Source organism: Massilia sp. CFBP 13721, from assembly GCF_014842025.1.
Classification (GTDB): domain Bacteria; phylum Pseudomonadota; class Gammaproteobacteria; order Burkholderiales; family Burkholderiaceae_D; genus Telluria.
In genome coordinates, this window is sequence record NZ_JACYUY010000039.1 from 1 (window position 1) to 24,660 (window position 24,660).

Annotated in this window: 21 protein-coding genes, 2 tRNA genes and 1 pseudogene; 12 read left to right on the forward strand and 12 right to left on the reverse strand. The window is 64.0% G+C overall.

Annotated features, from left to right (window positions below; translation table 11 throughout):
- Positions 1–374: 374 nt before the first annotated feature.
- The gene (locus tag IFT60_RS24760) at positions 375–2,084 is read right to left on the reverse strand and encodes a cation:proton antiporter domain-containing protein (protein ID WP_192056778.1); all 1,710 of its coding nucleotides are present in this window, start codon (positions 2,082–2,084) and stop codon (positions 375–377) included.
- Positions 2,085–2,246: 162 nt separating this feature from the next.
- On the opposite strand from IFT60_RS24760, the gene IFT60_RS24765 reads away from it, so the two are divergent.
- The 5 genes from IFT60_RS24765 to IFT60_RS24785 all read left to right on the forward strand — a co-directional run bounded on the left by IFT60_RS24765 (position 2,247) and on the right by IFT60_RS24785 (position 7,468).
- Complete coding sequence (locus tag IFT60_RS24765) at positions 2,247–3,428, forward strand: lipid-transfer protein (RefSeq protein ID WP_192056779.1); 1,182 nt, start codon at positions 2,247–2,249, stop codon at positions 3,426–3,428.
- A complete protein-coding gene (locus IFT60_RS24770) occupies positions 3,425–4,576 on the forward strand; it encodes an acyl-CoA dehydrogenase family protein (RefSeq protein WP_229511173.1) in 1,152 nt (383 codons plus the stop codon). The genes IFT60_RS24765 and IFT60_RS24770 overlap by 4 nt, the downstream gene beginning before the upstream one ends.
- A 64-nt stretch (positions 4,577–4,640) precedes the next feature.
- Positions 4,641–5,792, forward strand: a complete 1,152-nt coding sequence (locus IFT60_RS24775) for a CaiB/BaiF CoA transferase family protein (RefSeq protein ID WP_192056780.1) — start codon at positions 4,641–4,643, stop codon at positions 5,790–5,792.
- 35 nt (positions 5,793–5,827) lie between these two features.
- Positions 5,828–7,096, forward strand: a complete 1,269-nt coding sequence (locus IFT60_RS24780; protein WP_192056781.1) for a DUF445 domain-containing protein — start codon at positions 5,828–5,830, stop codon at positions 7,094–7,096.
- A gap of 60 nt (positions 7,097–7,156) precedes the next feature.
- A complete protein-coding gene (locus tag IFT60_RS24785) occupies positions 7,157–7,468 on the forward strand; it encodes a putative signal transducing protein (protein WP_192056782.1) in 312 nt (103 codons plus the stop codon).
- Between the two features lie 59 nt (positions 7,469–7,527).
- Here IFT60_RS24785 and IFT60_RS24790 read toward each other — a convergent pair.
- The 5 genes from IFT60_RS24790 to IFT60_RS24810 form a co-directional block, all read right to left on the reverse strand.
- Positions 7,528–7,604: transfer RNA gene (locus IFT60_RS24790), tRNA-Met, on the reverse strand.
- Between the two features lie 57 nt (positions 7,605–7,661).
- A tRNA-Met gene (locus tag IFT60_RS24795) sits at positions 7,662–7,738 on the reverse strand.
- Positions 7,739–7,818: 80 nt separating this feature from the next.
- The gene (gene miaA, locus IFT60_RS24800) at positions 7,819–8,775 is read right to left on the reverse strand and encodes a tRNA (adenosine(37)-N6)-dimethylallyltransferase MiaA (RefSeq protein ID WP_192056812.1); all 957 of its coding nucleotides are present in this window, start codon (positions 8,773–8,775) and stop codon (positions 7,819–7,821) included.
- A gap of 6 nt (positions 8,776–8,781) precedes the next feature.
- Positions 8,782–10,668 carry a DNA mismatch repair endonuclease MutL gene (gene mutL / locus IFT60_RS24805; protein WP_192056783.1) on the reverse strand — a complete coding sequence of 629 codons (1,887 nt, stop codon included), beginning with the start codon at positions 10,666–10,668 and terminating at the stop codon, positions 8,782–8,784.
- Between the two features lie 45 nt (positions 10,669–10,713).
- Positions 10,714–11,634 (reverse strand): peptidylprolyl isomerase, encoded by a 921-nt coding sequence (locus tag IFT60_RS24810; RefSeq protein WP_192056784.1) that lies wholly within the window; start codon positions 11,632–11,634, stop codon positions 10,714–10,716.
- A gap of 159 nt (positions 11,635–11,793) precedes the next feature.
- On the opposite strand from IFT60_RS24810, the gene IFT60_RS24815 reads away from it, so the two are divergent.
- The 4 genes and pseudogenes from IFT60_RS24815 to IFT60_RS26710 all read left to right on the forward strand — a co-directional run.
- The gene (locus IFT60_RS24815) at positions 11,794–12,438 is read left to right on the forward strand and encodes a VTT domain-containing protein (protein WP_192056785.1); all 645 of its coding nucleotides are present in this window, start codon (positions 11,794–11,796) and stop codon (positions 12,436–12,438) included.
- Positions 12,439–12,595: 157 nt separating this feature from the next.
- Positions 12,596–13,744 (forward strand): carbonic anhydrase, encoded by a 1,149-nt coding sequence (locus IFT60_RS24820; protein ID WP_229511175.1) that lies wholly within the window; start codon positions 12,596–12,598, stop codon positions 13,742–13,744.
- 435 nt (positions 13,745–14,179) lie between these two features.
- Positions 14,180–15,201: IS110 family RNA-guided transposase (locus IFT60_RS24825; RefSeq protein ID WP_229511177.1), on the forward strand; the 1,022-nt coding region annotated here is incomplete at its 3' end.
- Between the two features lies 1 nt (position 15,202).
- Positions 15,203–15,350, forward strand: a pseudogene (locus IFT60_RS26710) (IS110 family transposase); the annotation flags it as partial.
- A 99-nt stretch (positions 15,351–15,449) separates the two neighbouring features.
- Here IFT60_RS26710 and IFT60_RS24830 read toward each other — a convergent pair.
- Positions 15,450–16,253 carry a D-hexose-6-phosphate mutarotase gene (locus tag IFT60_RS24830; protein WP_192056787.1) on the reverse strand — a complete coding sequence of 268 codons (804 nt, stop codon included), beginning with the start codon at positions 16,251–16,253 and terminating at the stop codon, positions 15,450–15,452.
- Between the two features lie 186 nt (positions 16,254–16,439).
- Between IFT60_RS24830 and IFT60_RS24835 the strand changes: the two genes are divergently transcribed.
- Positions 16,440–16,949 (forward strand): hypothetical protein, encoded by a 510-nt coding sequence (locus IFT60_RS24835; protein WP_192056788.1) that lies wholly within the window; start codon positions 16,440–16,442, stop codon positions 16,947–16,949.
- Positions 16,950–17,033: 84 nt separating this feature from the next.
- Here IFT60_RS24835 and IFT60_RS24840 read toward each other — a convergent pair whose 3' ends face one another.
- Both IFT60_RS24840 and tsaE read right to left on the reverse strand, forming a co-directional pair.
- A complete protein-coding gene (locus tag IFT60_RS24840; RefSeq protein WP_192056789.1) occupies positions 17,034–18,452 on the reverse strand; it encodes an N-acetylmuramoyl-L-alanine amidase in 1,419 nt (472 codons plus the stop codon).
- On the reverse strand, positions 18,416–18,901 hold the full coding sequence (gene tsaE, locus IFT60_RS24845) for a tRNA (adenosine(37)-N6)-threonylcarbamoyltransferase complex ATPase subunit type 1 TsaE (RefSeq protein ID WP_192056790.1): 486 nt from the start codon (positions 18,899–18,901) through the stop codon (positions 18,416–18,418). Before tsaE ends, IFT60_RS24840 begins: the two co-directional genes overlap by 37 nt.
- Before the next feature lie 57 nt (positions 18,902–18,958).
- On the opposite strand from tsaE, the gene queG reads away from it, so the two are divergent.
- Positions 18,959–20,041, forward strand: coding sequence for a tRNA epoxyqueuosine(34) reductase QueG (gene queG, locus IFT60_RS24850; RefSeq protein WP_192056791.1), 1,083 nt, complete (start codon positions 18,959–18,961; stop codon positions 20,039–20,041).
- On the opposite strand, the gene IFT60_RS24855 is transcribed toward queG, so the two are convergent.
- The 3 genes from IFT60_RS24855 to IFT60_RS24865 form a co-directional block, all read right to left on the reverse strand.
- Positions 20,036–20,416, reverse strand: a complete 381-nt coding sequence (locus IFT60_RS24855) for a DUF3052 family protein (RefSeq protein ID WP_192056792.1) — start codon at positions 20,414–20,416, stop codon at positions 20,036–20,038. The two genes, queG and IFT60_RS24855, sit on opposite strands and share 6 nt — an antisense overlap.
- Before the next feature lie 334 nt (positions 20,417–20,750).
- Positions 20,751–21,332: a response regulator transcription factor gene (locus IFT60_RS24860; RefSeq protein ID WP_192056793.1), complete on the reverse strand. Its 582-nt coding sequence runs from the start codon at positions 21,330–21,332 to the stop codon at positions 20,751–20,753.
- A 22-nt stretch (positions 21,333–21,354) separates the two neighbouring features.
- The gene (locus IFT60_RS24865) at positions 21,355–23,352 is read right to left on the reverse strand and encodes a sensor histidine kinase (protein WP_192056794.1); all 1,998 of its coding nucleotides are present in this window, start codon (positions 23,350–23,352) and stop codon (positions 21,355–21,357) included.
- A gap of 93 nt (positions 23,353–23,445) precedes the next feature.
- Between IFT60_RS24865 and IFT60_RS24870 the strand changes: the two genes are divergently transcribed.
- A complete protein-coding gene (locus IFT60_RS24870; RefSeq protein WP_192056795.1) occupies positions 23,446–24,438 on the forward strand; it encodes a TRAP transporter substrate-binding protein in 993 nt (330 codons plus the stop codon).
- Positions 24,439–24,660: the final 222 nt, after the last annotated feature.

A 24,660-nucleotide genomic window follows, 5' to 3' on the forward strand; every position in this document is an offset into this window, starting at 1 on the left:
TTGCCTTCCACCTCTATTCTCTTTCATGCTCCGGGGTGGCGCCGCTCGCAATGACCGTTAGGGTGGGCGGGTCTCCCGCCCACGCGTTCAACGCACGGGTGCTAATCGAATCGCTATTTGCATGGGACTATTGAACGCGTCTGTGCTTAACGTTTTGTAGGGTGGACGGGTTTCCGTCCACGCGGTGATCGTTACCGTCTGCCATGCCGGCCCGATGATCTCGCCGCGTGTACATCGGCGTTTCGACGTGCATCCGTGCGTTGAACGCGTGGACGGCGAACCCGCCCACGCTACGGTCCATTTGTTGACCGAAGCGATCCGTAGGGCGGGCATGCCCGCGCATAAAGCCTGATCAGCAGCGGCGCATCACCAATTCAATGCGCATGCTCCTTCTGCTCCAGCGTCTCCACCACATAGCGCGTCATGCTCCCCGCCAGCTCCTGCTCGCCGATGAACACCGTGCCGCCCGTGTCCCTGCGCAGCAGCTCCGCTTCTTCCTCGTTATGGGTACGCACCACGCAGCGGATGGTCGGGTTGAGCATCTTCGCCGTCTCGATCATGGTGCGGACATGGAAGGTATCGGGGGTGGCGATCACCAGCACTGCGGCGCGCGCGATGTGGGCCTGGATCAGCACCGCCGGTTCGGCCGCATTGCCGACCACCGCCGGCTGGTCGCGCCGGCGCAGCATCTCGACCAGTTCGCGGTTCTGTTCCGCCACCACGAAGTGCACGCCCTGGGCCGTCAGTTCGTCGGCGATGCGGCGGCCAACGCGCCCGAAGCCGACCAGCACCACCTGGCCGGTGAGGCGCTCGTGCGGCACCGTCATCGGCAGTTCGGCCAGCGGGTCGGGTGACGCCTCCATGTTGCGCACCGCCTGCGAATTGGTGCGCAGCCAGCGCTGCAGCGGCTCGATCGCAGTGAACAGCAGCGGGTTGACCGCGATCGAGATGATGGCGCCGGCCAGGATCAGGCTTTGGCCTTCCTGCGGCATCAGCCCCAGCGAGATGCCGAGCGCGGCCAGGATGAACGAGAACTCGCCGATCTGCGCCAGGCTGGCCGACACCGTGATCGCGGTATTCAAGGGATAGCGCAGGGCCAGCACCAGCAGCATGGCCGCAATCGACTTGCCGAAAATGATCACCAGTACCACGCCGAGCACCTTGAACGGACTCTCGACCAGCACCATCGGGTCGAACAGCATGCCGACCGAGACGAAGAACAGCACCGAGAACGCGTCGCGCAGCGGCAGCGATTCTTCGGCGGCGCGGTGCGACAGGTCCGACTCGCGCAGCACCATGCCCGCGAAAAACGCGCCCAGCGCGAACGACACGCCGAACAGTTCCGACGAGCCGTAGGCAATGCCGACGGCGGCGGCGATCACCGCCAGCGTAAACAGTTCGCGCGAGGCGGTCTTGGCGACCTTCCACAGGAACCAGGGAAACAGTTTACGGCCGACGATCAGCATGAAAGCGACGAAGGCTCCCACCTGCAGCAGCGTTTTACCGAGCGCGTACAGCAGCGAGGTATCAGCGCCTGCGGCATCGGCGCCCTTGCCGCCGAGCGGGCCGGCAATCGCCGGCAACAGCACCAGCACCAGCACCGTCACCAGGTCTTCGACCACCAGCCAGCCGACCGCGATGCGGCCATTCATCGAGTCGAGGATGCCGCGGCTTTCCAGCGCGCGCAGCAGCACCACGGTACTGGCCACCGACAGCGCCAGGCCGAACACCAGCCCCGCACCTAAACTCCAGCCCCACAGGTGCGCCATGCCGATGCCCATCACGGTCGCCACGGCGATCTGCAGGATCGCGCCGGGCAGGGCGATCTTGCGCACGTCGAGCAGGTCGCGCAGCGAGAAATGCAGTCCCACCCCGAACATCAGCAGCATTACCCCGATCTCGGCCAGTTGCGAGGCCAGCCCGACATCGGCGACAAAGCCGGGTGTGGCCGGGCCGATGACGATGCCGGCGGCCAGGTAGCCGACCAGGGCCGGCAATTTCAGGCGCACGGCAAGCATGCCGAAGATCAGGCCGAACCCGAGGGCGGCGGCGATGGTGGTAATCAGGCTGAGTTCATGATGCATGCAGGACGTCTCCTTATCGGGGTGGAATCCCGGCAGTATAAGCGACGTTGACGACATGGTCGGAAAATAGAATAGACCTTCGGTGGCCCGGCCACGCCAGGGCATCTTCGGCTGGCTATAATCGATTCGATAAAGACCAGACGGTCACAAACAGGAGACAGCATGAACAAGGTATTCGTCAGCGGCGTGGGCATGATCCCGTTCGCCAAACCGGGCGCCAGCGCCCCGTACCACGTCATGGCCGCCGAGGCCGCGCGCGCCGCGCTGCAGGACGCCGGCATCGACTACAACGAGGTCGAGCAGGCCTACGCAGGTTACGTCTACGGGGACTCCACCTGCGGCCAGAAAGCCCTGTATGGCGTCGGCATGACCGGTATCCCGATCGTCAACGTCAACAACAACTGCTCGACCGGCTCGACGGCGCTGTTCCTGGCGCGCCAGGCGATCGCCAGCGGTGCGGCGGACTGCGTGCTGGTGCTCGGCTTCGAGCAGATGAGTCCCGGCGCCCTCGGTTCGGTATTCACCGACCGCCCGGCGCCGTTCGACGACTTCGACGCCGTCACCGACCGCCTGGTCGGCAAGCCCGAGATCCCGCTGGCGCTGCGCTACTTCGGCGGCGCTGGCCTGGCGCACATGGAAAAATACGGCACGCCCTTGTCGGCGTTTGCCGAGATCCGTGCCAAGGCCAGCCGCCACGCCGTCAACAATCCGCTGGCACTGTTCAGGAAGGAAGTCAGCGCCCAGGACGTACTCGACGCGCCGGCCATCTGGCCCGGCGTGATGACACGCCTGATGGCCTGCCCACCGACCTGCGGCGCCGCCGCTGCAGTGCTGGTCTCGGAAGCGTTTGCAAAGAAGCGCGGCCTGCGCAATGACGTCTTCATCGCCGCCCAGGCCATGACCACCGACCGCGCTAACACCTTCGATGCCGACGACATGATGCGCCTGGTCGGCTACGAGATGAGCCGCGAAGCCGCCGACAAGGTCTACAGCCAAGCCGGCATCGGCCCCGACGAACTCGACGTGGTCGAACTGCACGACTGCTTCGCCCACAACGAGTTGATCACCTATGAAGCGCTCGGCCTGTGTCCCGAAGGCGGCGCCGCCAAATTCATTCTTGATGCCGACAACACGTATGGCGGCAAGGTCGTCACCAATCCATCGGGCGGCCTGCTGTCGAAAGGCCATCCGCTCGGCGCCACCGGTCTGGCCCAGTGTTTCGAGCTGACCCACCAGCTGCGCGGCAGCGCCGGCGCGCGCCAGGTCGCGGGTGCGCGCACGGCCTTGCAGCACAACCTCGGCCTGGGCGGCGCCTGCGTGGTCACCCTGTACCAGGCGGCATGAACATGGAGCTGATGACGCCCTCCTGGATGAACCCGGAGCTGGACAGTTTTCGCGACGCCGTGCGCCGTTTCGTCGCCAGCGAAATCGCGCCGCACGGCGAACGCTGGCGCCAGCAGCAGCACGTTGATCGCGACCTGTGGAACAAGGCTGGCGACATGGGCCTGCTGGCCGCCGACATCCCCGAGGAATACGGCGGCTCGGGCGGCAACTTCGCCCACATGGCCATCGTTTTCGAAGAACTCGGCTATGCCGGCGACATGGCTTTTGGTTTGCACGTGCACGCGATCGTCGCCCATTACCTACTGAACCAGGGCACCGAAGCGCAGAAACAGCGCTACTTGCCGCAACTCGCCAGCGGCGAGATGATCGCCGCGATCGCCATGTCGGAACCGGGCGCCGGCTCCGACCTGAAGGGCATCCGTACCAGCGCCGTGAAGGGAAGCGACGGCTACCGCATCAACGGTTCGAAAACCTTCATTTCGAACGGCTACCTGGCCGATCTGGTGCTGGTGGTGGCGAAAACCGATCCGGCCGGCGGTGCGAAAGGCATCTCGCTGATGCTGCTGGAGACGCGCGATAACCCAGGCTTTCGCGTGGGCCGCATCCTGGAAAAGGTGGGGCAGAAGGGGCAGGACACTTGCGAACTATTCTTCGACGACGCCCACGTCGGCTTCGATGGTGTGCTCGGTGGCGAGGAGGGCAGGGGATTCGTCCAGCTGATGACCGAACTGCCGTACGAGCGCACCATCATCGGCGTGGCCGGCGTGGCCGCGATCGAGCGCGCCCTGACGCTCACCGTCGCGCACGCGAAAGAGCGCAAGGCCTTTGGCCAGGCCCTGGTCGAGATGCAGAACACGCGTTTTATCCTCGCTGAGATCAAGACCGAAGCGACGGTCGCACGCATCTTCATCGACCGCTGCATCGAAGACATGCTGGCCGGGCGCATGGACACCGTGCGCGCCTCGATGGCGAAATACTGGATCTCGGACCTGCAATGCAAGGTCGTCGACCAGTGCGTACAGCTGTTCGGCGGTTACGGCTACATGCTGGACTACCCGATCGCCCAGATGTACGTCGACGCTCGCGTCCAGCGCATCTACGGCGGCGCCAACGAGATCATGAAAGAGATCATCGCCCGTTCGTTGTGACGGTTTTCGTAGGGTGGGCTCCGCCCACGCGGAACACCGCCCGATCAGCCACGAAAGTATCAACATGCCCGGACCCCTAGCAGGCATCAAAATCATCGAAATGGTCGGCCTCGGCCCATGCCCCTTCGCCGCCATGATGTTGGCCGACATGGGCGCCGAGGTCATCCGCATCGACCGCAAAACCGTACCCGGCGCCGACAACCCGTTCCCGATGCTGGGCACGAAATTCGACGTCATGGCGCGCGGGCGCCGCTCGCTCGCCCTCGATCTGAAACATCCCCAAGCACGCGAGGTCGTCTTCAACCTGGTCGAACAAGCCGACATCCTGATCGAAGGTTTCCGTCCCGGCGTCATGGAACGCCTCGGCCTCGGCCCCGACGCCTGCCACGTGCGCAATCCCAAACTCGTCTTCGGCCGCGTCACCGGCTGGGGCCAGACCGGCCCGCTGGCGCAGGCCGCCGGCCACGACCTGAACTACATCGCCCTGTCCGGCATGCTGCATGCGATGGGCCGCGCCGACACGCCGCCAAGTCCGCCCCTGAACCTGGTCGGCGACTTCGGCGGCGGCGCCATGATGCTCGCCTTTGGCGTCGTCTGCGCAACCCTGGAAGCGAAGACGTCGGGCCGCGGCCAGGTAGTCGACGCCGCGATGACCGATGGCGCCGCCTTGCTGGGCGCGATGATGTACGGCTTGCGCGCCTTCGGTTCCTGGCAAGACGCGCGCGAAGCGAACATGCTCGATGGCGGCGCGCCGTTCTACGATACCTACGCCTGTCTGGATGGCAAATTCCTGTCGGTCGGCGCGATCGAGCCGCAGTTCTATGCGCAGTTGCTGGCGCTGTGCGGCGCGGCCGATCCCGCGTTTGTAAAACAGTGGAGCCAGAAGCGCTGGCCGGAACTGAAGGCGAAATTCGCCGCGCTGTTCGCGACCAAGACCCGCGACGACTGGTGCGCGTTACTGGAGGGGACGGACGCCTGCGTCGCGCCGGTACTGGACATGGCGGAAGCACCAGGCCATCCGCACAATGCCGCGCGCGCCAGCTTCATCGAGATCGACGGCGTCATCCAGCCCGCGCCGGCGCCGCGCTTCAGCCGCACCGCACCCGCAGCAGGGCAGGCCGCCGCCGCGCCGGGTCAGCACAATGCACAGGTGCTGGCCGACTGGGGCTGGTCGCCGGCCGCAATCGAATCGCTGAAAACGGCCGGCGTCATATAGGATTACCCGGGTAACGCTGAGCGACCGGGAGCCGCATGACAAAGGAACGTGAACTCGACAAATCGAAACGGCTGGCGCTGGGTTTCTTTATCGGCGCCGCCCTGCTGTTCGTGCTGAGCTTCTTCCTGCCGCCGTCGTGGTGGACGGGCTTATTAAAAGCGTTTGCCGAAGCGGCGATGGTCGGCGCCCTGGCCGACTGGTTCGCCGTGGTGGCGCTGTTCAAGCGCGTGCCGATTCCGGTCGTCTCGCGCCACACGAATATCATCCCCAACAACAAGGTCAAGATCGCCGACAACCTGGCCTTGTTCGTGCACGAAAAATTCCTCGATACCGAATCGATCATCCGCCTGATCCAGAAGCACGACCCGGCACAGAAAGTCGCCGACTGGCTGGTGAAACCGGCGAATACCGAACAGATGGGCGGTTACCTGGTAAAGGTGGCCAGCTGGATGCTCGACTTCACCGAAGAATCGGCGATCCAGAATTTCCTGCGCAAGGCCGTGCACACGATGGTCGGCAGCGTCGACCTGTCGAAATCGGCCGGCACCATCCTGGAAAGTTTGACCAGGGGCGGACGCCACCAGGAATTGCTGAACGAAGGCATCCATCAATTGGCGCAGCTGCTCGACAATGTCGACACGCAGACGACGATTTCCGAAGGCATCGTCGACTGGCTGAAGGAAGAATATGCTTTTATCGAGCGGATGCTGCCGTCGGAACTCATCGGCCGCAAGGGCGCCGATATCGCCGTCCGGCTGGCCTCCGGTATCCTCAACAAGGTCGCACACGATCCTCACCACCCGCTGCGCCAGCGCTTCGACGTGTTCACCGCCGAATTCATCGAGCGCCTGAAAACCGATCCGCAATTCGCCAACAAAAGCGAAGAAATCAAAAATTACCTGCTCAACGACGACACGCTCAACGGCTACCTGGCGTCGCTGTGGGGCGACCTGAAAGCCTGGCTGAAAAAGGACCTGGACAGCGCCGATTCGACCCTGCGCCGGCGCCTGCAAGCCACCGGCGCCTGGCTCGGCAAGACCCTGGCCGAAGATCCGCAGCTGCGCCAGTCGCTGAACGACAACCTGGAACTGGCCGCGCGTGCCGCCGCCCCCGAGTTTGCCGGCTACCTGACCCGGCACATCGCCGATACCGTGAAAAACTGGGACAGCGCCGAGATGTCGGAACAGATCGAACTGAATATCGGCAAGGATCTACAATTTATACGCATTAATGGCACGATCGTCGGCGGCTTGATTGGCGTGACCTTGTACCTGCTGTCGTCGCTGCCGGGGTTCATGCACTAGCGCGCGTCGAACGTAGCGGACAAAGCGTACTATCGACTCATCCACCAGGGAGAAGAAGTCATGGACCAACCGCTGAATGCATGGCTCGCCGCGCATCCCGAAATCGAAGCGATTCCGGGCCGCGATCTGTTCATCGTGGCGCGTTACCTGATCCCGATGGAAGCGGCGCTGATGCAGGGCTGCATGGAAGCGTCCGGCATTCCGGCGGTATTGGCCGACGCCCATTTGATGCAAGCCGATCTATTATTGGCGCCGGCCCTGGGCGGGGTCCGTATTCTGGTGCCGGCTTCGTATGTGCAGCAAGCGCAGGCGACCATCGAGGCATTCAAACGCGGCGAATTCGCGCTCGATGAAGACGTCGACGTGGGATAAAGCGCGGCGCCGAATACAAAAAAGCCGCCGACTCTTGCGAGAGGGCGGCTTTTTCAATCTGGTGGTGATAGGTGGACTTGAACCACCGACCCCAGCATTATGAGTGCTGTGCTCTAACCAACTGAGCTATATCACCAAAGCGGTATAAAGCAAAATGGCCCGACTCGTAGAGCCAAGCCATTTGCTTGAATTCTGGTGGTGATAGGTGGACTTGAACCACCGACCCCAGCATTATGAGTGCTGTGCTCTAACCAACTGAGCTATATCACCGAAAGAGAACGCTATTATCCAAGGCGCGGCGCCTCCTGTCAAGGCTGTGTGCGCCGAGCAAGCACGGTTTTTCGACGCTGCTAAGCCGACAAGCCTTTTAAACGGGTCAGCAATTCACCGGTCGGGTCGCGCCCCAGGCAGTCGATGACGATCCGGTCCGGCATCGCGCGCAGCCAGGTCAGCTGGCGTTTGGCGAGCTGGCGGGTGGCGATGATGCCGGTCTCGCGCAAGCCGGCGCGGTCGATCTTGCCGTCCAGGTAATCCCAGCTCTGGCGGTAGCCGACGCAGCGCATCGAGGGCAAATTCGGATGCAGGTCGCCGCGTGCGCGCAGGCGCGCCACTTCGGCGACGATGCCGTCGTCGTCGGACTCGCCCAGCATCTGGTCGAAGCGCAGCGCGATGCGCTTGTGCAGCACCGCGCGGTCGGACGGTTCCAGCGCGAACGAGACAAGATTGAACGGCAGCTCGGGCTTGGCGCGCAAGGCCAGCAGGGCCGACATCGGCTTGCCGGTCAAGGCGATGATTTCCAGGGCGCGGTTGATGCGCTGGGCGTCGTTCGGCGCCAGGCGCTCGGCAGTGACCGGGTCGCGTTCGCGCAGTCTGGCGTGCATGCCGGGCCAGCCGATGCGCGCGGCCTCTTCATCCAGCGCGGCGCGTACGCCCGCGTCGGCGGTGGGCAGGTCGTCCAGGCCGTCGGTCAGCCCCTTGAAATACATCATGGTGCCGCCGACCAGCAGCGGCAGCTTGCCGCGCGCGCTGATGTCGGCCACCAGGCGCAGGGTGTCGGTGCGGAACTGCATGACCGAATACGCGTCGAGCGGATCGATGATGTCGATCAGGTGGTGCGGTACGCTGGCCAGTTCTTCGGCGCTGGGCTTGGCGGTGCCGATGTCCATTTCGCGGTAGACGAGGGCGGAGTCGACCGAGATGATCTCCACCGGACGTTCGCGCGCGATGGCCAGCGCCGCTGCGGTCTTGCCCGACGCGGTCGGGCCCATGATCGCCACCGCCAGCGGCTTGGCGTCGTTTGCTTCCATTGTCATTTATTGGCCGCGCAGGAAAAGTTTGTCGAGCGCCGAGATGTCGAGCTGGACCCAGGTCGGGCGGCCGTGGTTGCACTGGTCGGCGCGCTCGGTGCTTTCCATCTGGCGCAGCAGTGCGTTCATTTCGGGGGTACTCAGGATACGGTTGGCGCGCACCGCCGTATGGCAGGCAAGGGTGCCGAGCAGTTCGTTGCGCCGTTCGATCAGCACGCGCGAGCCGCCGAATTCGCGCACGTCGCGCAGCACGTCGCGCGCCAGGGTCTGGGCGTCGGCGTTTTTCAGCAGCGTCGGCACCGCGCGCACGGCCAGCGTCGTCGGCGACAGCGCGGCGATGTCGAAGCCGAGCGCTTTTAATGTTTCCTGGTGGTCGGTGGCGGTGGCGACTTCGATCGCATCGGCGAAGAAGGTCACCGGGATCAGCAGCGCCTGCACCTGCATGTCGTGGCCGTCGACCTGGGCGTCGAGCGCGTTTTTGAGCTGCTCGTACAGGATGCGCTCGTGTGCGGCATGCATGTCGACCAGCACCAGGCCGCGCGTGTTCTGCGCCAGGATGTAGATGCCGTGCAGCTGGGCCAGCGCGAAGCCGAGCGGGAAGTCGTCGTTGCTGGGGGCATTCGATGACGCCGGCATTGGCATTGCGGAGGATGCGCTTGGGCGCGCCGCGGACTCGGCAAACATCGCGCCATAGTTCGCCGTGCTTTGCGCCACGCCGGCCTGTTCGGGCGCGTCCCAGCGGCTCCCTGGAGGAAAGGGCGAAGGCGAAAACGTTTGGGTGAGTTGCGTACCAAACGAGGTCTGCTCATGCGGCCGGCGCCAGTCCGAGCCACCGCTCGGCGTGACTTCGGCCGCCGTGATCGGCGCCGGCACGCTGCCATGGGCCGTGGCCGAAGTAGCAGCCAGCGCGCGCTGCACCGCGTGGAACACGAACTGGTGCACCGCGCGGCTGTCGCGGAAGCGCACTTCGATTTTCGACGGATGGACGTTGACGTCGACCAGCGCCGGATCGAGGTCGAGCGCCAGTACGTAGGAGGGAAAACGGTCGCCGTGCAGCACGTCCTGGTAGGCGGCGCGCACCGCGTGCACCAGCAGCTTGTCGCGCACGAAGCGCCCGTTCACATAAAAGAACTGGCCGTCGGCGCGCGCTTTCGAGGCCGTCGGCAAGCCGGCATAGCCGTACAGGCGCAAGGGGCCGGCCGCTTCGTCGATGGCCAATCGTGCCTCGGCGAAGTCGTTGCCCAGGATCTGGGCGCTGCGCTTCGCCATCTCGCATTCTTTCCAATGGTCGATGGTGCGCCCGTTATGGGTCAGGCTGAACGCTACGTCGGGGCGCGCCAGCGCGATGCGGCGCACGACTTCGGCGCAATGGCCGTATTCGGTCTGTTCGCTCTTCAGGAATTTGCGGCGCGCCGGGGTATTGAAGTACAGGTCCTGCACGTCGATGGTGGTGCCGCAGGGGCCGGACGAGGGCGCCACGGTGCCCTGGTGCGAGCCGACGATTTCCCAGGCGTGCGGGGCGTCGGCCGTGCGTGAGGTGATCGACACCGCCGCCACCGAGGCGATCGAAGCCAGCGCCTCGCCGCGAAAGCCGAGCGTGGCCACGTTCTCGAGGTCGGTCAGCGAAGCGATCTTCGAGGTGGCATGGCGGGCGAGGGCGAGCGGCAACTGGTCGGGCGCGATGCCGCGGCCGTTGTCGGTAATCGCGATGCGTTTCACGCCGCCTTCTTCGAGGCGCACCGTGATCTGGGTCGCGCCGGCGTCGAGCGCATTTTCCAGCAACTCCTTCACCACGGCCGAGGGCCGTTCGACCACCTCGCCGGCGGCGATCTGCGAGATCAGCTGGTCGTTCAGCTGCTGGATGGGGCGGTGGGTCGGCAAAGGCGCGTTCATATACCGATTATATCGCGCTGCCCGAGCGGCATAAGGCCGTCGTCTTTATTTCGCCTCGCGCACGGGAATCGGCGCCGCGCACAGGTCGACGTGGCCGGCCGCGACCTTGGTCCACGGCCCACCGCGGTTGCGCGTCGCTTCCACCACCTTCTGGAAAGTGGCGCTCTCGGTACGCATGACCTCGAAATTGCTGCGCTCGCCTTCCGCCACGTCGGCGGCCACACGGAAGGCCTTGATCGGCACCTGCATCTCCGGCTTGTCGAAAAAGCCCATCGGCGCCGGGCCGCGCGCCACGGTCGACAGCAGCGGCATACCGGACACGACGCGTCCGACAACGGTAATGTTGCGGTCGAGCTGGCGCGGCGCCTGGCCAGTGACGACGTACAGGGCGGTGCCGCCGCCGCTGTCGGCATCGGTATCGCGCCCGACGCCGACCATCGCGTAGCAGTGCGCGAGCCAGGTTGTGCCCGCCTTCGGGTCGCGCCCGACCGGGAACCCGTTCGAGTGGCCGACCTGCGGCGCGTAGCCGTCGACGTCCTTCATGCGCGTAAATTTCGTGTCGTTCTTGAGCGGTACCGTGAATTCGCCCGGCAAGGTCATCTTCGCCTTCTTCGGCTGGCGCGGATTCTTCTCGTCCGGGTCGCCCCACTGGACGACGAAATTGTCTTGCGAGCGCAGGATCACGAGGCCATCAAAATATTGTTCGCGCGCCAGCGCCTTGATGTTGGCGGCGTGCAGCGGCGCAAAGGTAGGAGCCAGTTCGATCACGACGCGTCCGCCCGGCAAGTCCATGTACAGCGTGTTCTCGAGGTCGAGGGGGCGCCAGTCGGCTGCCTTGGATTCCTTGACGATGTCGCCCACGCTCGGTTTCGGCGGCAATTCTTTCTTGGGCGCCGCCTGCACGGTGCTGCCTGCGAGCACGGCCAGCGCCATGCCGGCCCCGACTACCATCCTGACTGCCTTCATCTCCCGCTCCCCGTTGTTAATGTTGAGCAATTGTAATCGCGATTTTTGGCCTGTATAAAAAACTTAACACTCAGTGAAAATCTGGTGCGGCGCATGGCGTCCCAGCCGTTTGGCATGGCTGTCTGATGGTATGATTCGCTGTTACCGTTTAGGAAAATTATGGATCTGATGCAATTTTTCGACATGATTCTTCATGTCGATAAGACGCTGGGTGTGCTGCTGGCCGAGTACGGCATCTATGTCTATATTGTCCTGTTCGCTATCGTGTTCTGCGAAACGGGCCTGGTGGTCCTGTTTTTCTTCCCAGGCGACACCTTGCTGTTCATCGCCGGCGCCTTTTGCGCCACCGGCCAGATGAGCTATCCGTTGCTGATGTCCTTGCTGATCGTTGCCGCAGTCACCGGGAATACCCTGAATTACTACATCGGCGAAGCCGTCGGCCAGCGCATGTTTACCCATAACTACCGCTGGATCAACAAGGATGCGCTGCACCGCACTCACGATTTCTTCGAAAAGCACGGCGGCAAGACCATCATCCTGGCGCGCTTCGTGCCGGTGGTGCGTACCTTTGCCCCCTTCGTGGCCGGCGTGTCGGACATGACCCACTGGCGCTTCCAGCTGTACAACGTGACCGGCGCCGTGCTGTGGGTGGCCAGCCTAGTGACTGCCGGCTATTTCTTCGGCAATATCCCGGTGGTGCGCAACCACCTGACGGAAATCGTCCTGGTCGGCGTCAGCGCCGCGCTGGTGCCGCTCGCGATTGGCGGGCTGTACAAGTTCGGGCGCAAGGTGCTCAGCCGTTAAGCAGCGACGTTGCCGGATGGACCAGCGCGCCGGATTATCCGGCGCGTTTTTACTTCTGCGCTCAAGTTTCCGTACGGAAGCGTCGTTAAGGGAGGGTGAATGTACTTTCCCTTACCCCATGCGTAACCTGATCGCCCTGTTTGCCTGCAGTTTTGTCATGCTCAGCGCAAGCGCGTCCGACGCGCCGCACGCCGCCAAGCCAGCCGCCGAGGCTGCCAAGCCGGCGCCTGATGCAGCGAAGAAAACCGCCGACGCCGCCGCCAAGCTGGCGGCCGAACTGGCCAAACCGGCCAAGGCGATCGAGAAGCCGGCCGCCGAGCACGGCGCCAAAGCGGCGCCGTCGATCGTCGCCAAGCCACTGATCGACAAGCCGCTCATCGACAAGTCCCTGGTCGAAAAGCCGCCCAAGGCAGCCGTGACTGCGGCCACAGCCGACAAGGCCGCCGCCGCCATCTCCGCGCCCGACGACGAAGACCAGGTCGACCTGTCCGTACGCATTGCCGAGCGCCTGGCCGAGATGCGCGCCAAGCAGGCCGCACGCGTGGCCGCCGCCGCGAAAGCGAAAAAGGCGGCCGACGCCAGGCGTAAGAAGGAAGCGGCGCTGGCCGTGGTCGCCGCCGCGCCGAAGGTCAGCACCCACTGGGATTACGACGGCGAGTTCGGCCCCGACAACTGGGGCAAGATCAACCCGGCCTGGTCCCAGTGCGGCAAGGGCAACCGCCAGTCGCCGATCGACATCCGCGACGGCATCAAGGTCGACCTCGACGAGATCGATTTCGACTACCGTCCCTCGACCTTTACCGAGATCGACAACGGCCACACGGTGCAGGTGAACCTCGCGCGCGGCAATTTCCTGAATGTGGGCGTGGAGCGCTTCGAACTGGTGCAGTTCCACTTCCATCGTCCGTCGGAAGAAAAGATCAACGGCAAGGGCACCGAGATGGTGATCCACCTGGTGCACCGCGATGCGCGCGGCCGGCTGGCGGTGGTGGCGGTGCTGCTCGAGCGCGGCAAGGCCAATGATGCCATCCAGACGGTGTGGAACAACATCCCGCTGGAGAAGGGGCAACTCGGCGCACCCGGCATCGAACTCGACGCGTTCGAGCTGCTGCCGAACCGGCGCGAATACTACACCTACATGGGCTCGCTGACCGAGCCGCCCTGCACCGAGAACGTGCTGTGGATCGTGATGAAGCAGCCGATGACGGCTTCGCCGGCGCAAATGGCGCTGTTCTCGCGCCTGTATCCGCTCAATGCGCGGCCGGTGCAGGCGAGCGAAGGGCGGATGGTGAAGGAGTCGAATTAAAGGAAAAGCCGGCGTTGCCGGCTTTTTTTTGTAAGAATTACGCAGCGTTTGCCTTTGCGACGTAGGGTGGGCCTAGGCGGCCCCGCGGTTCCCCGCCCACGCGTTCAACCAGCGCGTGACCGATCGAGGATGATGGTTTGCATACGTGCGTTGAACGCGTGGGCGGGGAACCCGCCCACCCTAACGGTCATTGCGAGCGCCGCCGCCCCGGAGCATGAAAGAAAATAGGGGTGGAAGGCAACGATAGAGGTCGCGCATTATCGTGGAGGTGCCAACCCCGACCCTAACGTGACCCGCGGAGCTGACTCGTACCCCGGATTGCTTCCTCAGAGAGCGAACGTTAAGCAGGCCGCTGGCGACTTGTCGCCTTCAGGCTACTTCAGCTTTTCCGCATCGCTGCCTTCCATTTTCTAACTTTACCTTAAAAGGTGAAAAATGAATCTGGCGGCACTCTATAAACGCGTGCTGGGTCTGGACGTGCACCAGGCACAGATAACGGCGTGTGCATTGATTGAAGATGAGAATGGCGAACCGCAGCTCATACAGCGTCAGTTCGGCACCTTCAAGCGCGACCGCAAGGCGCTCGCTGAGTGGGCTGCGTCGCTGAAGGTCGAGTTGGTGGTGATGGAAAGTACGGGCATCTACTGGAAAAGTCCGTACGCGACACTGGAAGCGGCTGGTCTCAAAACGCTCGTTGTCAACGCCAAACATGTCAAAAACGTGCCTGGGCGCAAAACCGATGTCAGCGATGCGCAATGGCTGGCTACGCTGGGCCGTGCAGGGCTGCTGCGCGGCTCGTTCATTCCGCCCGCGCGCCTGCGTGAATTGCGTCTGGTATCGCGTCAGCGGCAGAAGCTCGTTGGCCAACTAGCGGCCGAGAAAAACCGGCTGCACAAGGTGCTCAGCGACAGTGGAATCCGGCTTGGCGTTGTCGTCAGCGATGTGCACGGTGTAGCGGCGCGCAAGATGGTCAAGGCCCTCATTGCCGAGGCCAGCGTGCAGGAAATACTGGCCTTGGCCAGCACGCGTTTCAAGGCCAGCCGCGAAGAGTTGTTCGAAGCTCTGCAGGGCGACCTGACGCCAAGTCACCGCTTCGTCCTGCACGAACTGATGCAGCACATCGAAGAAATTGAAGCGCGCATCGCGCGCTTCGACAGTCAATTATTGGCTGGCATGGCCGAGCAGCGCAATGCGCTGGCACTGCTGCAAACCCTTCCAGGCATCGACCTGATTGGCGCTGCCATGCTCCTCGTCGAAATTGGCACCGACATGGATGCCTTTGGCAGCCCGGATCGTCTCGCATCCTGGGTCGGGGTTTGCCCTGGCAACAACGAATCGGCCGGCAAACGCAAATCAGGCCGCGCCACCAAAGGCAACCTCTACGTACGCCGCCTGCTTTGCGAGTTCGCACACTCGGCCAGCCGAACGACGTCCGTCTTCAAATCGAAATTTCAGGCNAATCCTGCGCACCATCTTCCACATGCTCAAAAGGGGCCAGTACTACCGGGATAGCGCCACCGATTACGAAGCCATGTCAGTGAAGAAAAACGCGCCGCGCTGGATCAAGGCACTGACCAAGTTCGGGTTGATCAATCAACCTGCTTGAACTTGTTGTCATCAAAAATAATGGCCTTGACTGGCCAGGACTGCGCACGTCTCGATAGTGGTTTCTTTCACGTTACGTCGCCCTAGCAAGCGATGGCACTCAGCTGACGTGGTATTCGCCTAACCAGCTTTCACCAGGTTGCAGCATCGGCCCGTCCAACAGCGCCGGCTCGATACACACGAAGCGCCGGTATTCTTCATCGCCCATGTCCGCCAGCGCCGCCGCATCCTGCGCTCCCGGATTCCACACGACCGCGTCCGGAAATCCCTGCTGGCGCAAGGTCAGCACCACGCCGCCATCGACCAGCGCCAGGCGCGGCTCGACCCCTTCGTACACGCGGTCGAACTTGTCGCTGATCGCCAGCTCTTCGCGTTCGACGCCGAGGATGCGGATGCCGGTCACGTCGTCGACCAGGAAATAGGTATGCAGCGCCGCCGCGAACGGGAAGGCAGCGCTGCCCGTGTTGCGCACCTCGAAGCGCATCGTCAGCTCGTTGGCGCGGATCGCCATCCGCAGCGCCAGTTCAAAACCGTGCGGCCAGGCTTGCGCGTGATCCGGGGCCAGGTCGGCCGGGGTCAATGCAAGAACGGCATACGCCCAGCCATCGTCGATACCGGATGCACGCACGCGCCAGGTGCTGACGCGCGCGAACCCGTGGCGCATGCCGCTGCCGCGTTCGGCAAATTGGGGAAAGATCACCGGCACGCCGCCGCGGATGGCCTTGCTGCCGTCGAGCGCGGATTTGGCGCTGCAGAACAGGCGCTCGCGCCCGTCGGCGCCGCGCCACGACACCAGGTGGGCGCCGTACAGCGTGATGCTCGCCTGGGCGCCGTCGGGCGCGCTGAGCAGCAGGGATGGCAACTGGCCGAAGGTGGTGGCGATGGCGGCGTCGGAAGAGTTCATGTCGAAAACGGTTCGAATGTGGGCCGGCTAGTATGCCACGCGGGGCGTGACAGGCAAGCCGTATCCAACACGCGACACTGAAGCCGTTACGCGTGCATTGGAATTGAAAATTCACGGGAGGTCCGACTATGATTGTTTGAATCGCATCACGCCATGGACCATGCTCGTTACCTGAAGGAGTGTGAGATGAGCGCTACCTGTGAATTTCTCTACAATATTCCCGAGAGCCGGTTGACCGGCGAACTAGAATGCGATGGCAAGAAGGAAGTATTCAACGCCTATGCCGGCTCCGGTGGACGAGCGGGCAGCAAAACAGCCGGCGCGCTCGATCCACGCCTTGCCAACAATCCTTTTGCAGTCCACGTCAAGGGCGTTTCATCGGGAGGGGAAATCACGAAGATCGGCGGCCCCATTCCGATGGGTGTTTACGAACTCCATCCCCACGAAACAAAGGAAAACTGGATTCGCATTCTTCCGCTCGAAGGGACGGCCGTGTACGGAAGAGACGGATTTGCCATTCACGGGCGGGGACACAACGGCAGCATCGGCTGTATCGTACCGAGCGACTTCCATAATGTCGTGCGGCTTTACACCTTGCTGAAGAAGCGGCACGAGCAGGGGCTGGATGCGCCCAGGCTGAAGGTGATTGCGGTAGGAACCGATATGGACCGCTTCATCTTTTCCCGGAACGCTTGAGTCAACCCGGAAGCGCCTGCCAGCAGCGCAGGCAACCGGTTAAGGACGTGGCGTGTCCACACGGTTAGGAGCGCGATTGCTGTCTTACGTCGTCCGGCTCTTCGCCATCGGCGGATTCGCCGAAAAATACCGCTTGATGCCCTTGGTGATCGCGTTCGCCAGCTGGTCCTGGTAGCCGTCGTCGCGGAGTTTCGCTTCCTCTTCCGGATTCGAGATAAACGCCGTCTCGACCAGGATCGAGGGGATGTCGGGCGCCTTCAGCACCGCGAAGCCCGCCTGCTCGACGGCTGCCTTGTGCAGGCGGTTGATGCCGCCGATCTCGCCCAGCACCGCTTTGCCCAGTTTTAAACTGTCGTTGATCTGCGCCGTCGTCGACAGGTCGAACAGGACGCTCGCCAGCTGGCGGTCGTGCTTCGCGAAATTCACGCCGCCGATCAGGTCGGCCTTGTTCTGGTCGGTCGCGAGCCAGCGCGCCGCCGTCGAGCTGGCGCCTTTTTCGGAGAGCACGAATACCGAGGAGCCGCGTGCGCGCGCTTCGATAAAGGCGTCGGCGTGGATCGAGACGAACAGGTCGGCCTGCACCTTCCGCGCCTTTTCCACGCGCGTGCCGAGCGGGACGAAATAATCGCCGTCGCGGGTGAGCATGACGCGCGTATTCGGCAGCGCTTCCAGGCGCGCCTTCAGTTTTTTCGCCACCGCCAGCACGATGTCCTTTTCGCGCGTGCCGCTCGGGCCGATCGCGCCCGGGTCTTCGCCGCCGTGGCCGGGGTCGAGCGCAATGGTGACCATGCGCACCACGTTGTTGGCGGGGAGCGCCGGCTTTGCCCCCGGCTTGCCGAGCACCTGCGGCGGTATCAATGCGGGTTGGGTCACGCGTGGCGCCGGATTGGCGTTCATCGCGGCGATTTCCGCTTCCAGGCGCGCCACCGGATCGGGCGCGACCGGCTGCGCCGGCGGCACCGGCACGGCCGGCACCGCGGTGGCCGTGCCGTCGCCGGGCGACCATTCTCCCTTTTCGATCAGGGCGGCGATCGGATCGGCTTCGCGCACCGGATACAGGTCGAAAATCAGCCGGTGTTTATATTCGGCCACCGGGGCCAGCGTGAACACCTGCGGCTTGACCGCTTCCTTCAGGTCGAACACCAGGCGCACCACGTTGGGGCGGTTCTGGCCGACGCGCACCTGCTTGATGTACGGGTCGTTCGATTCGATCTTGGCGACCAGGCCTTTGAGGGTGTCGTTCAGGGCCAGGCCATCGATGTCGACCACCAGGCGCGGCGGATCGGGCACCAGGAAGTGCTCGGCCTTGAGGTCGGTGTCGTTTTCCAGCGTGACGCGCGTGTAGTCCTCCGCCGGCCAGACGCGCACGGCGAGGATTTGGGCGGCGCGCGCCGGCAGCGGGGCGACCACGGACAGCAGCAGCGTACCGCCGAGCTTGAGCACGGTACGGCGGCGGGCGGGGGAAGTCAGCGTGGCTGGGCGTAGGAGAGGCGGTCGAGGCATAACAGGCCCTGTTGAGACAACGCCTGTAATTCTACAGTACGTCCAACGCCGCTGACGTTGAGCAAAACGCGGACGTCGGGTGGCGGCAACACCGGCTCGCCTTTTTCCGGCCATTCGACGATGCAGATATTCTTGCCGTCGAAGTCTTCGCGAAAGCCGGCATCGAGGAATTCTTCCGGACTCGACATGCGGTACAGGTCGTAATGGATGACGTTCACCGGCGCGCCATTCAATTCCACGCGATAGGGTTCCGACAAGGTATAGGTTGGGCTCTTGACCGTGCCCGCATAACCGGCCGCGCGCAGCAGGGCGCGCGTGAGCGCGGTCTTGCCGGCACCGAGGTCGCCGTGCAGGTAGATGACGAGGCCGGGCACGACGGCGCGCGCCAGGGCGGCGCCAAAGTCGGCGGTCGCCGATTCGTCCGGCAGGTAGGCTGTGAAGTGCTGCATCAATTAAAATGTGAGGTTTGGCGGCGCGCACCTGCGCCGCGATTGTCTTCAGACCGAATGTCCATCGAATCTCCCGACCTGCAGGAACTGACCCGCGCCATCAAGGCCTGGGGCCGCGAACTCGGCTTTGCCGACGTGCGCATCGCCGACGTCGACCTGGCGCACGCCGAGGAAGGGCTGCGCGCCTGGCTGGCGGCGGGGCACCACGGCGAGATGGATTATATGGCAAGCCACGGCATGAAGCGCGCCCGGCCGGCCGAACTGGTGCCGGGCACGGTGCGCGCGATCGTGGCGCGCATGGATTACCTGCCTTTGACGGATGGCTGGCGCGAACGCGAACTTGCCCGCCAGGTCGAACCCGGCGCGGCCGTGGTGTCGATGTATGCGCGCGGGCGCGACTATCACAAGGTGCTGCGCAACCGCCTGGCGCAACTGGCCGAGCGCGTGAAAACCGAGATCGGCGAGTATGGCTACCGGGTGTTTACCGATTCGGCGCCGGTGATGGAATTGCCGCTGGCGGAAAAGGCGGGCCTGGGCTGGCGCGGCAAGCACACGCTGCTGCTCTCGCGCGACGCCGGCTCGACCTTTTTTATCGGCGAGATCCTGGTCGACTTGCCCTTGCCGGTCGATGCTGCCACGTCGAACCATTGCGGCGCCTGCAGCAACTGCATCGACCTGTGCCCGACGCAGGCCATCCTCGGCCCCGGCCGGCTGGATGCGCGGCGCTGCATTTCCTACCTGACGATCGAACTCAAGGGCAGCATTCCGGTCGAGCTGCGCCCGCTGATCGGCAACCGGATCTACGGCTGCGACGATTGCCAGCTGGCCTGCCCGTGGAACAAGTTCGCCCAGCGCGCGACGGTGCCGGATTTCGAGGAACGCAACGGGCTCGGCGGTTCCAGCATGGTCGAGTTGTTCGCGTGGGAAGAAGAAGAATTCAACCGCCGCATGGAAGGCAGTCCGATCCGGCGCATCGGTCACGAGCGCTGGCTGCGCAACCTGGCGGTCGGGATGGGAAATGCGGCGGAAGGGCGGCGCGGCGATCCGCTCATCGTGGCGGCATTGCGGGCGCGCGCAGAACACCCGTCCGCGCTGGTGCGCGAGCACGTCGAGTGGGCGTTGCTACGCCACCAATCATAGTTCCATGCGCTTGGCGCGCATCGCCGACCAGTCGCCATCGATCGAGATCATCGCCACGGCTGTGATACCGTTTTCCTTCAGATAGGCGTTGATTGAGTCGCGATTGATATCAGTGGCTTTCGAGGCGGTCTGCTTCAGGTAGGCGATCCAGAGCGAGCCCTTGTCGCCGAGGCGTTCCTTGGCCTGCGGCAGGTACTGTTCCAGGTCCTTGCGATTCATGCAAAACATCATGATCACGTCGAAGGGGCCATCGCCTTCCTGGATCAATTCCTGCGGAAATTGCGCTACAACCGTCGGGTGCACGCCGCCATTGATGATCTGCATCGCTTTCGCGTTACGCAAAAACATCCTGTCTGCAACTGTCTTTTCGTTCATCTGCTTTCCCTAAAGAAGTTGGCGTCGCGGGGCGCAAGCGGCGACGCGTTCAATTTTGGATTTTACAAGCGATCGTCGAAAAGGGCGGGTGGGCGGCACGTTCTGTGCGCGCTGGTTTGTGACTGGAAGTTGTGGCTGAGCGGGTGTGCGAGCGGCGGTGGAGCTGTTGCTGAGCCGCTAGCAGTATGCACGATCCGCGTGGGCGGAGCCCACCCTACGGGACACGGTACGTATCCGGGTTTCGTATGATCTTGGCGTTAGCGGTGCCCGTAGGGTGGGCTCTGCCCACGCGGATTCAACATACCGATAACCGTGCAGGCAACAGCCCCACGAACTATTTCAACAACCCCGCCAACTCTACTGCCGTCTTGACCTGCATCTTGTCGAAAATATGCGCCCGGTGCACCTCGACCGTGCGCATGCTGATGCCCAGTTCGTCGGCGACGACCTTGTTCATCTTGCCGGCCAAGATCAGGTCGAGCACTTCGCGCTCGCGCGCCGACAGGGTCGCCAGGCGGGCCTGTACTTGCGCGGCGCTGGCGGCGTTGCGCGAGGCGGCCAGGGCCTGGTCGACGCGGTCCATCAGGTCGTTGTCGTTGAAGGGTTTTTCGAAGAAGTCGAAGGCGCCGCGTTTCAGCGAATCGACCGCCATCGGCACGTCGCCATGGCCGGTGAGGAAGATGACGGGCATGCGCGCCAGCCAGCCGCGCTGGATGATCTGTTCGAAGACGGCGATGCCGTTCATGTCGGGCATGCGCACATCTAACAACACGCAATCGCCGTCGGCATCGGGTTCGCCGAGGGCGTCGAGAAAGGCCTGGCCGCCCGCATGGCCGCGCACGGCGAGGCCGCGCGATTGCGCCAGCCACGCGAGGGCGTCGCGGATCACGTCTTCGTCGTCGACGATATGCAGCATGCGAAGGTCTCCTGATGGTGCGTTATTGTAGCTCGACCGCGCCCGCGGCGGTGGAGCGGGGCAGGCTGAAGGTGAAGACCGTGCCGCCGTCCGGGTTCGGCGCGTGGTTCAGCGTACCACCGTGGAATTCGATCGCGGTGCGGCAGATCGACAGGCCCATGCCCATGCCTTCGGCCTTGGTCGAGAAGAAGGGTGAGAACAGGCGCTCGGCGACGTCGGGCGCGATGCCGTGGCCATGGTCGATCACCGACACCGACACCTGGGCGGCGTCGGCGGCGGCCGTGATCTGCAGGATGCGCCGCTCGGGGGCGACGCCGGCCATCGCCTCGATGCCGTTGCGCGTCAGGTTCAGCAGCACCTGTTCGAGCATCACCCGGTCGGCCAGCACCGGCGGCAGTTGCGCCGGCAGGTTGATCTGCAGCGCCACGTAGGACTGGCGCGTCTGCAGTTCGATCAGCGCGCGCACGCCGTCGACGACGCTGTGGATGTCGACCGTCTCGCGCTGCGGTTCGCTCTTTTTCACGAACTCGTGCACGCTCTTGATGATCTGGCCGGCGCGCTGTGCCTGCTGGCGCGCCTGCTCCAGCGCGCGGCGCAGCAGGGTCGGCTCGATCGGCACGCCCTTGTCGGCGCGTTCGAGCACGTTCAGGGCGCCGGCCGTGTAACTCGAAATCGCCGCCAGCGGCTGGTTCAGTTCGTGCGCCAGCATCGACGAGATTTCTCCCATCGTCGCCAGGCGTGCGCTGGTCTCGAGCTTTTCCTGCTGCTGGCGGTTGAGTTCTTCGGCCTTCTTGCGGTCGGTGATGTCGAGGATCGAACTCATCCAGCCGGTCTGTTTGCCGCGGCTGTCGACCAGGGGCGCCTCGAACACCAGCACCGGCACGCGCACGCCGTCCGAGCGCTGGAACACGGTTTCGAACTGCGGCGTCACGGTACCGGCCAGCACGCCGGCGAAGCGCTGTTCGTAATCGCCGCGCACTTCCGGCGCCCAGTAAGGCATCGGCGGCTTGCGCCCGACCAGCTCTTCCGGCGGCAAGCCGACGATCTCGCAAAAAGCCTTGTTGACGTAGGTGACGCGCCCTTCGAGGTCGCGTGCACGCAGGCCGGTCATCAGGGAGTTTTCCATTGCCGTGCGAAACGCCATCTGCTGGCGCAGCGCGGCTTCCGCCGCCAGCGTGCGCGAGATGTGGCGCCACAGCGTCATCAGGCTCATCAGCAGGCCGAGGGCCAGCACGATCACCGAGCCCACCAGCAAATTCGGCAGCAGGCGCGGCGCGTTCTTGACGCTGTCGGTGGCCAGCACGATCGAGGCGCCGGGTAAATCGAGCGCGCGCCGGTGCGTGTAGACGCCGCGCCCCGGGCCGCCGTCGGCGCGCGCCGCCACCGGCGCGTCGTTGCGGTCGAGCAGGGAGAGGGCATTGTCCTGGGCGAACCACCAGGGCACCGTTTCGTCGAGCAGCACTTTCAGACTGTAGGTGGCGACCAGGCTGCCGGCGTAGGCGCCGCCGCGGTACAGGGGCAGGTAATAGTCGAGCAGGGCGGGAGAATGCGCGCCGGCGCCGTAGGGTTCGGTGTAGCGGCCGGCGCGGGTCAAACGCGCCATTTCCTGGGTGTCGGTCAGGCTGGGGGCGGGCGTGTCCTGGGGCAGGTCGCTGCCGTGGCGCGCCAGCACCTCGCCGTCCGGACTCAGCCACAAGACGCGGCGCAGCTCCGGGCCGTTCTTGAACATTTGCGCCATGCGCGCCTGCAAGACAGCGGGCGGCGGCGGTTTGCGCACCAGGTCGGTGCCGAGCGTGGCCAGCGCTTCTTCGCTACGCGTCAGCTCGAAGCGCAGTGTTTGCTCGACCCACAGCGTATCCGCAATCAATTGCTCCTGGCGCTCGGTGGTTTCCATCTGGCGCGCCTGCCAGGGCAGCCAGAACAGCACGGCAAGAAACAGCAGCACCAGCAGCAGCGGCACCAGCCAGCGCCAGGGGCGGGCCAGGTTGGCGCGGCGGCGCAGCGAGAACGGGTTTTTCATGGGAATGTGGAAGGTTTTCTTGTCGGATGCTATTGTGGACTGCTGTCGCGGCAACGCAACCGCCACCCCTTATTGCTTTTTCTTTATCGACGCATGTCCATCAAGTTCCTGGCCGCCGTGGCGGTCTTTGTTGCCTCATTCGGCAACGCCTGGGCGCAAGCCCCGATCGTCATCAAGTTCAGCCACGTGGTCGCACCCGAGACCCCGAAAGGGCAGGCGGCCGAACGTTTCAAGCTGCTCGCCCAACAGTACACGCGCGGGCGGGTCAAGGTGGAAGTGTATCCGAACAGCCAGCTCTACAAGGACAAGGAAGAGCTCGAAGCCCTGCAGCTGGGCGCGGTGCAGATGCTGGCGCCCTCGCTGGCCAAGTTCGGCCCGCTCGGCGTAAAGGAATTCGAAGCCTTCGACCTGCCGTATATCTTTCCCTCGAAGGCGGCGCTGTACGCCGTCACCGAAGGCCCGATCGGGCGCGACCTGTTGCGTAAACTCCAGTCGAAAGGCATCACCGGCCTGGCCTACTGGGACAACGGTTTCAAGATCATGTCGGCCAACCGCCCGCTGCACGTGCCGGCCGATTTTCGCGGCCTGCGCATGCGCATCCAGTCTTCGACCGTACTCGACGCCCAGATGCGCGCGCTCGGCGCCCGGCCCCAGGTGATGGCGTTTTCGGAAGCCTACCAGGCGCTGGAAACGGGCGTGGTCGACGGCACCGAGAATCCGCCTTCGAATATGTACACCCAGCGCATGCATGAAGTGCAAAAGCACCTCACGGTGTCGAACCACGGTTACCTCGGCTACGCCGTGATCGTCAACCGCAAGTTCTGGGACGGCTTGCCAGGCGACGTGCGCGCCGCGCTGGAACGGGCGATGCGCGACGCCACCGCGTTCGAGAAGACCATCGCCCAGCGCGACAACGACCGCGCGCTGGACGCGATCCGCAAGACCGGCAAGACCACGATTTATTACCTGACGCCGCAGGAACAGGCGCAGTGGCGCGCGGCGCTGCTGCCGGTACACCGCCAGATGGAGCGCCGCATCGGCAAGGAACTGATCGACGCGATGACGCGCGAAGCGGCCCGCAAGTAATGACGCCTGGGTCAGTAGAAGAGGCGTCAATACTGGCGTGTGGCGCACAAACCTCGTCCGTGCCGGGAATTCAAAAACCGTATATAAAAAACTATTCTCTGTCGGACAGTTGCGTTATGATTGGGCACTGCGGCACCAAAGCGGTGCAGGCAACCCGGACACACGTCTTGGGGAGGGCACAAAAATACGGTAGTCCATACCGGAGATCATGCGAGGAGACAC

Bases quoted from the DNA above. Each gene is read 5' to 3' on its own strand.
- IFT60_RS24760 (WP_192056778.1), bottom strand. From the start codon at position 2,084: ATGCATCATGAACTCAGCCTGATTACCACCATCGCCGCCGCCCTCGGG.
- IFT60_RS24765 (WP_192056779.1), top strand. From the start codon at position 2,247: ATGAACAAGGTATTCGTCAGCGGCGTGGGCATGATCCCGTTCGCCAAA.
- IFT60_RS24770 (WP_229511173.1), top strand. From the start codon at position 3,425: ATGAACATGGAGCTGATGACGCCCTCCTGGATGAACCCGGAGCTGGAC.
- IFT60_RS24775 (WP_192056780.1), top strand. From the start codon at position 4,641: ATGCCCGGACCCCTAGCAGGCATCAAAATCATCGAAATGGTCGGCCTC.
- IFT60_RS24780 (WP_192056781.1), top strand. From the start codon at position 5,828: ATGACAAAGGAACGTGAACTCGACAAATCGAAACGGCTGGCGCTGGGT.
- IFT60_RS24785 (WP_192056782.1), top strand. From the start codon at position 7,157: ATGGACCAACCGCTGAATGCATGGCTCGCCGCGCATCCCGAAATCGAA.
- miaA (WP_192056812.1), bottom strand. From the start codon at position 8,775: ATGGAAGCAAACGACGCCAAGCCGCTGGCGGTGGCGATCATGGGCCCG.
- mutL (WP_192056783.1), bottom strand. From the start codon at position 10,668: ATGAACGCGCCTTTGCCGACCCACCGCCCCATCCAGCAGCTGAACGAC.
- IFT60_RS24810 (WP_192056784.1), bottom strand. From the start codon at position 11,634: ATGAAGGCAGTCAGGATGGTAGTCGGGGCCGGCATGGCGCTGGCCGTG.
- IFT60_RS24815 (WP_192056785.1), top strand. From the start codon at position 11,794: ATGGATCTGATGCAATTTTTCGACATGATTCTTCATGTCGATAAGACG.
- IFT60_RS24820 (WP_229511175.1), top strand. From the start codon at position 12,596: ATGCTCAGCGCAAGCGCGTCCGACGCGCCGCACGCCGCCAAGCCAGCC.
- IFT60_RS24830 (WP_192056787.1), bottom strand. From the start codon at position 16,253: ATGAACTCTTCCGACGCCGCCATCGCCACCACCTTCGGCCAGTTGCCA.
- IFT60_RS24835 (WP_192056788.1), top strand. From the start codon at position 16,440: ATGAGCGCTACCTGTGAATTTCTCTACAATATTCCCGAGAGCCGGTTG.
- IFT60_RS24840 (WP_192056789.1), bottom strand. From the start codon at position 18,452: ATGCCTCGACCGCCTCTCCTACGCCCAGCCACGCTGACTTCCCCCGCC.
- tsaE (WP_192056790.1), bottom strand. From the start codon at position 18,901: ATGCAGCACTTCACAGCCTACCTGCCGGACGAATCGGCGACCGCCGAC.
- queG (WP_192056791.1), top strand. From the start codon at position 18,959: ATGTCCATCGAATCTCCCGACCTGCAGGAACTGACCCGCGCCATCAAG.
- IFT60_RS24855 (WP_192056792.1), bottom strand. From the start codon at position 20,416: ATGAACGAAAAGACAGTTGCAGACAGGATGTTTTTGCGTAACGCGAAA.
- IFT60_RS24860 (WP_192056793.1), bottom strand. From the start codon at position 21,332: ATGCTGCATATCGTCGACGACGAAGACGTGATCCGCGACGCCCTCGCG.
- IFT60_RS24865 (WP_192056794.1), bottom strand. From the start codon at position 23,352: ATGAAAAACCCGTTCTCGCTGCGCCGCCGCGCCAACCTGGCCCGCCCC.
- IFT60_RS24870 (WP_192056795.1), top strand. From the start codon at position 23,446: ATGTCCATCAAGTTCCTGGCCGCCGTGGCGGTCTTTGTTGCCTCATTC.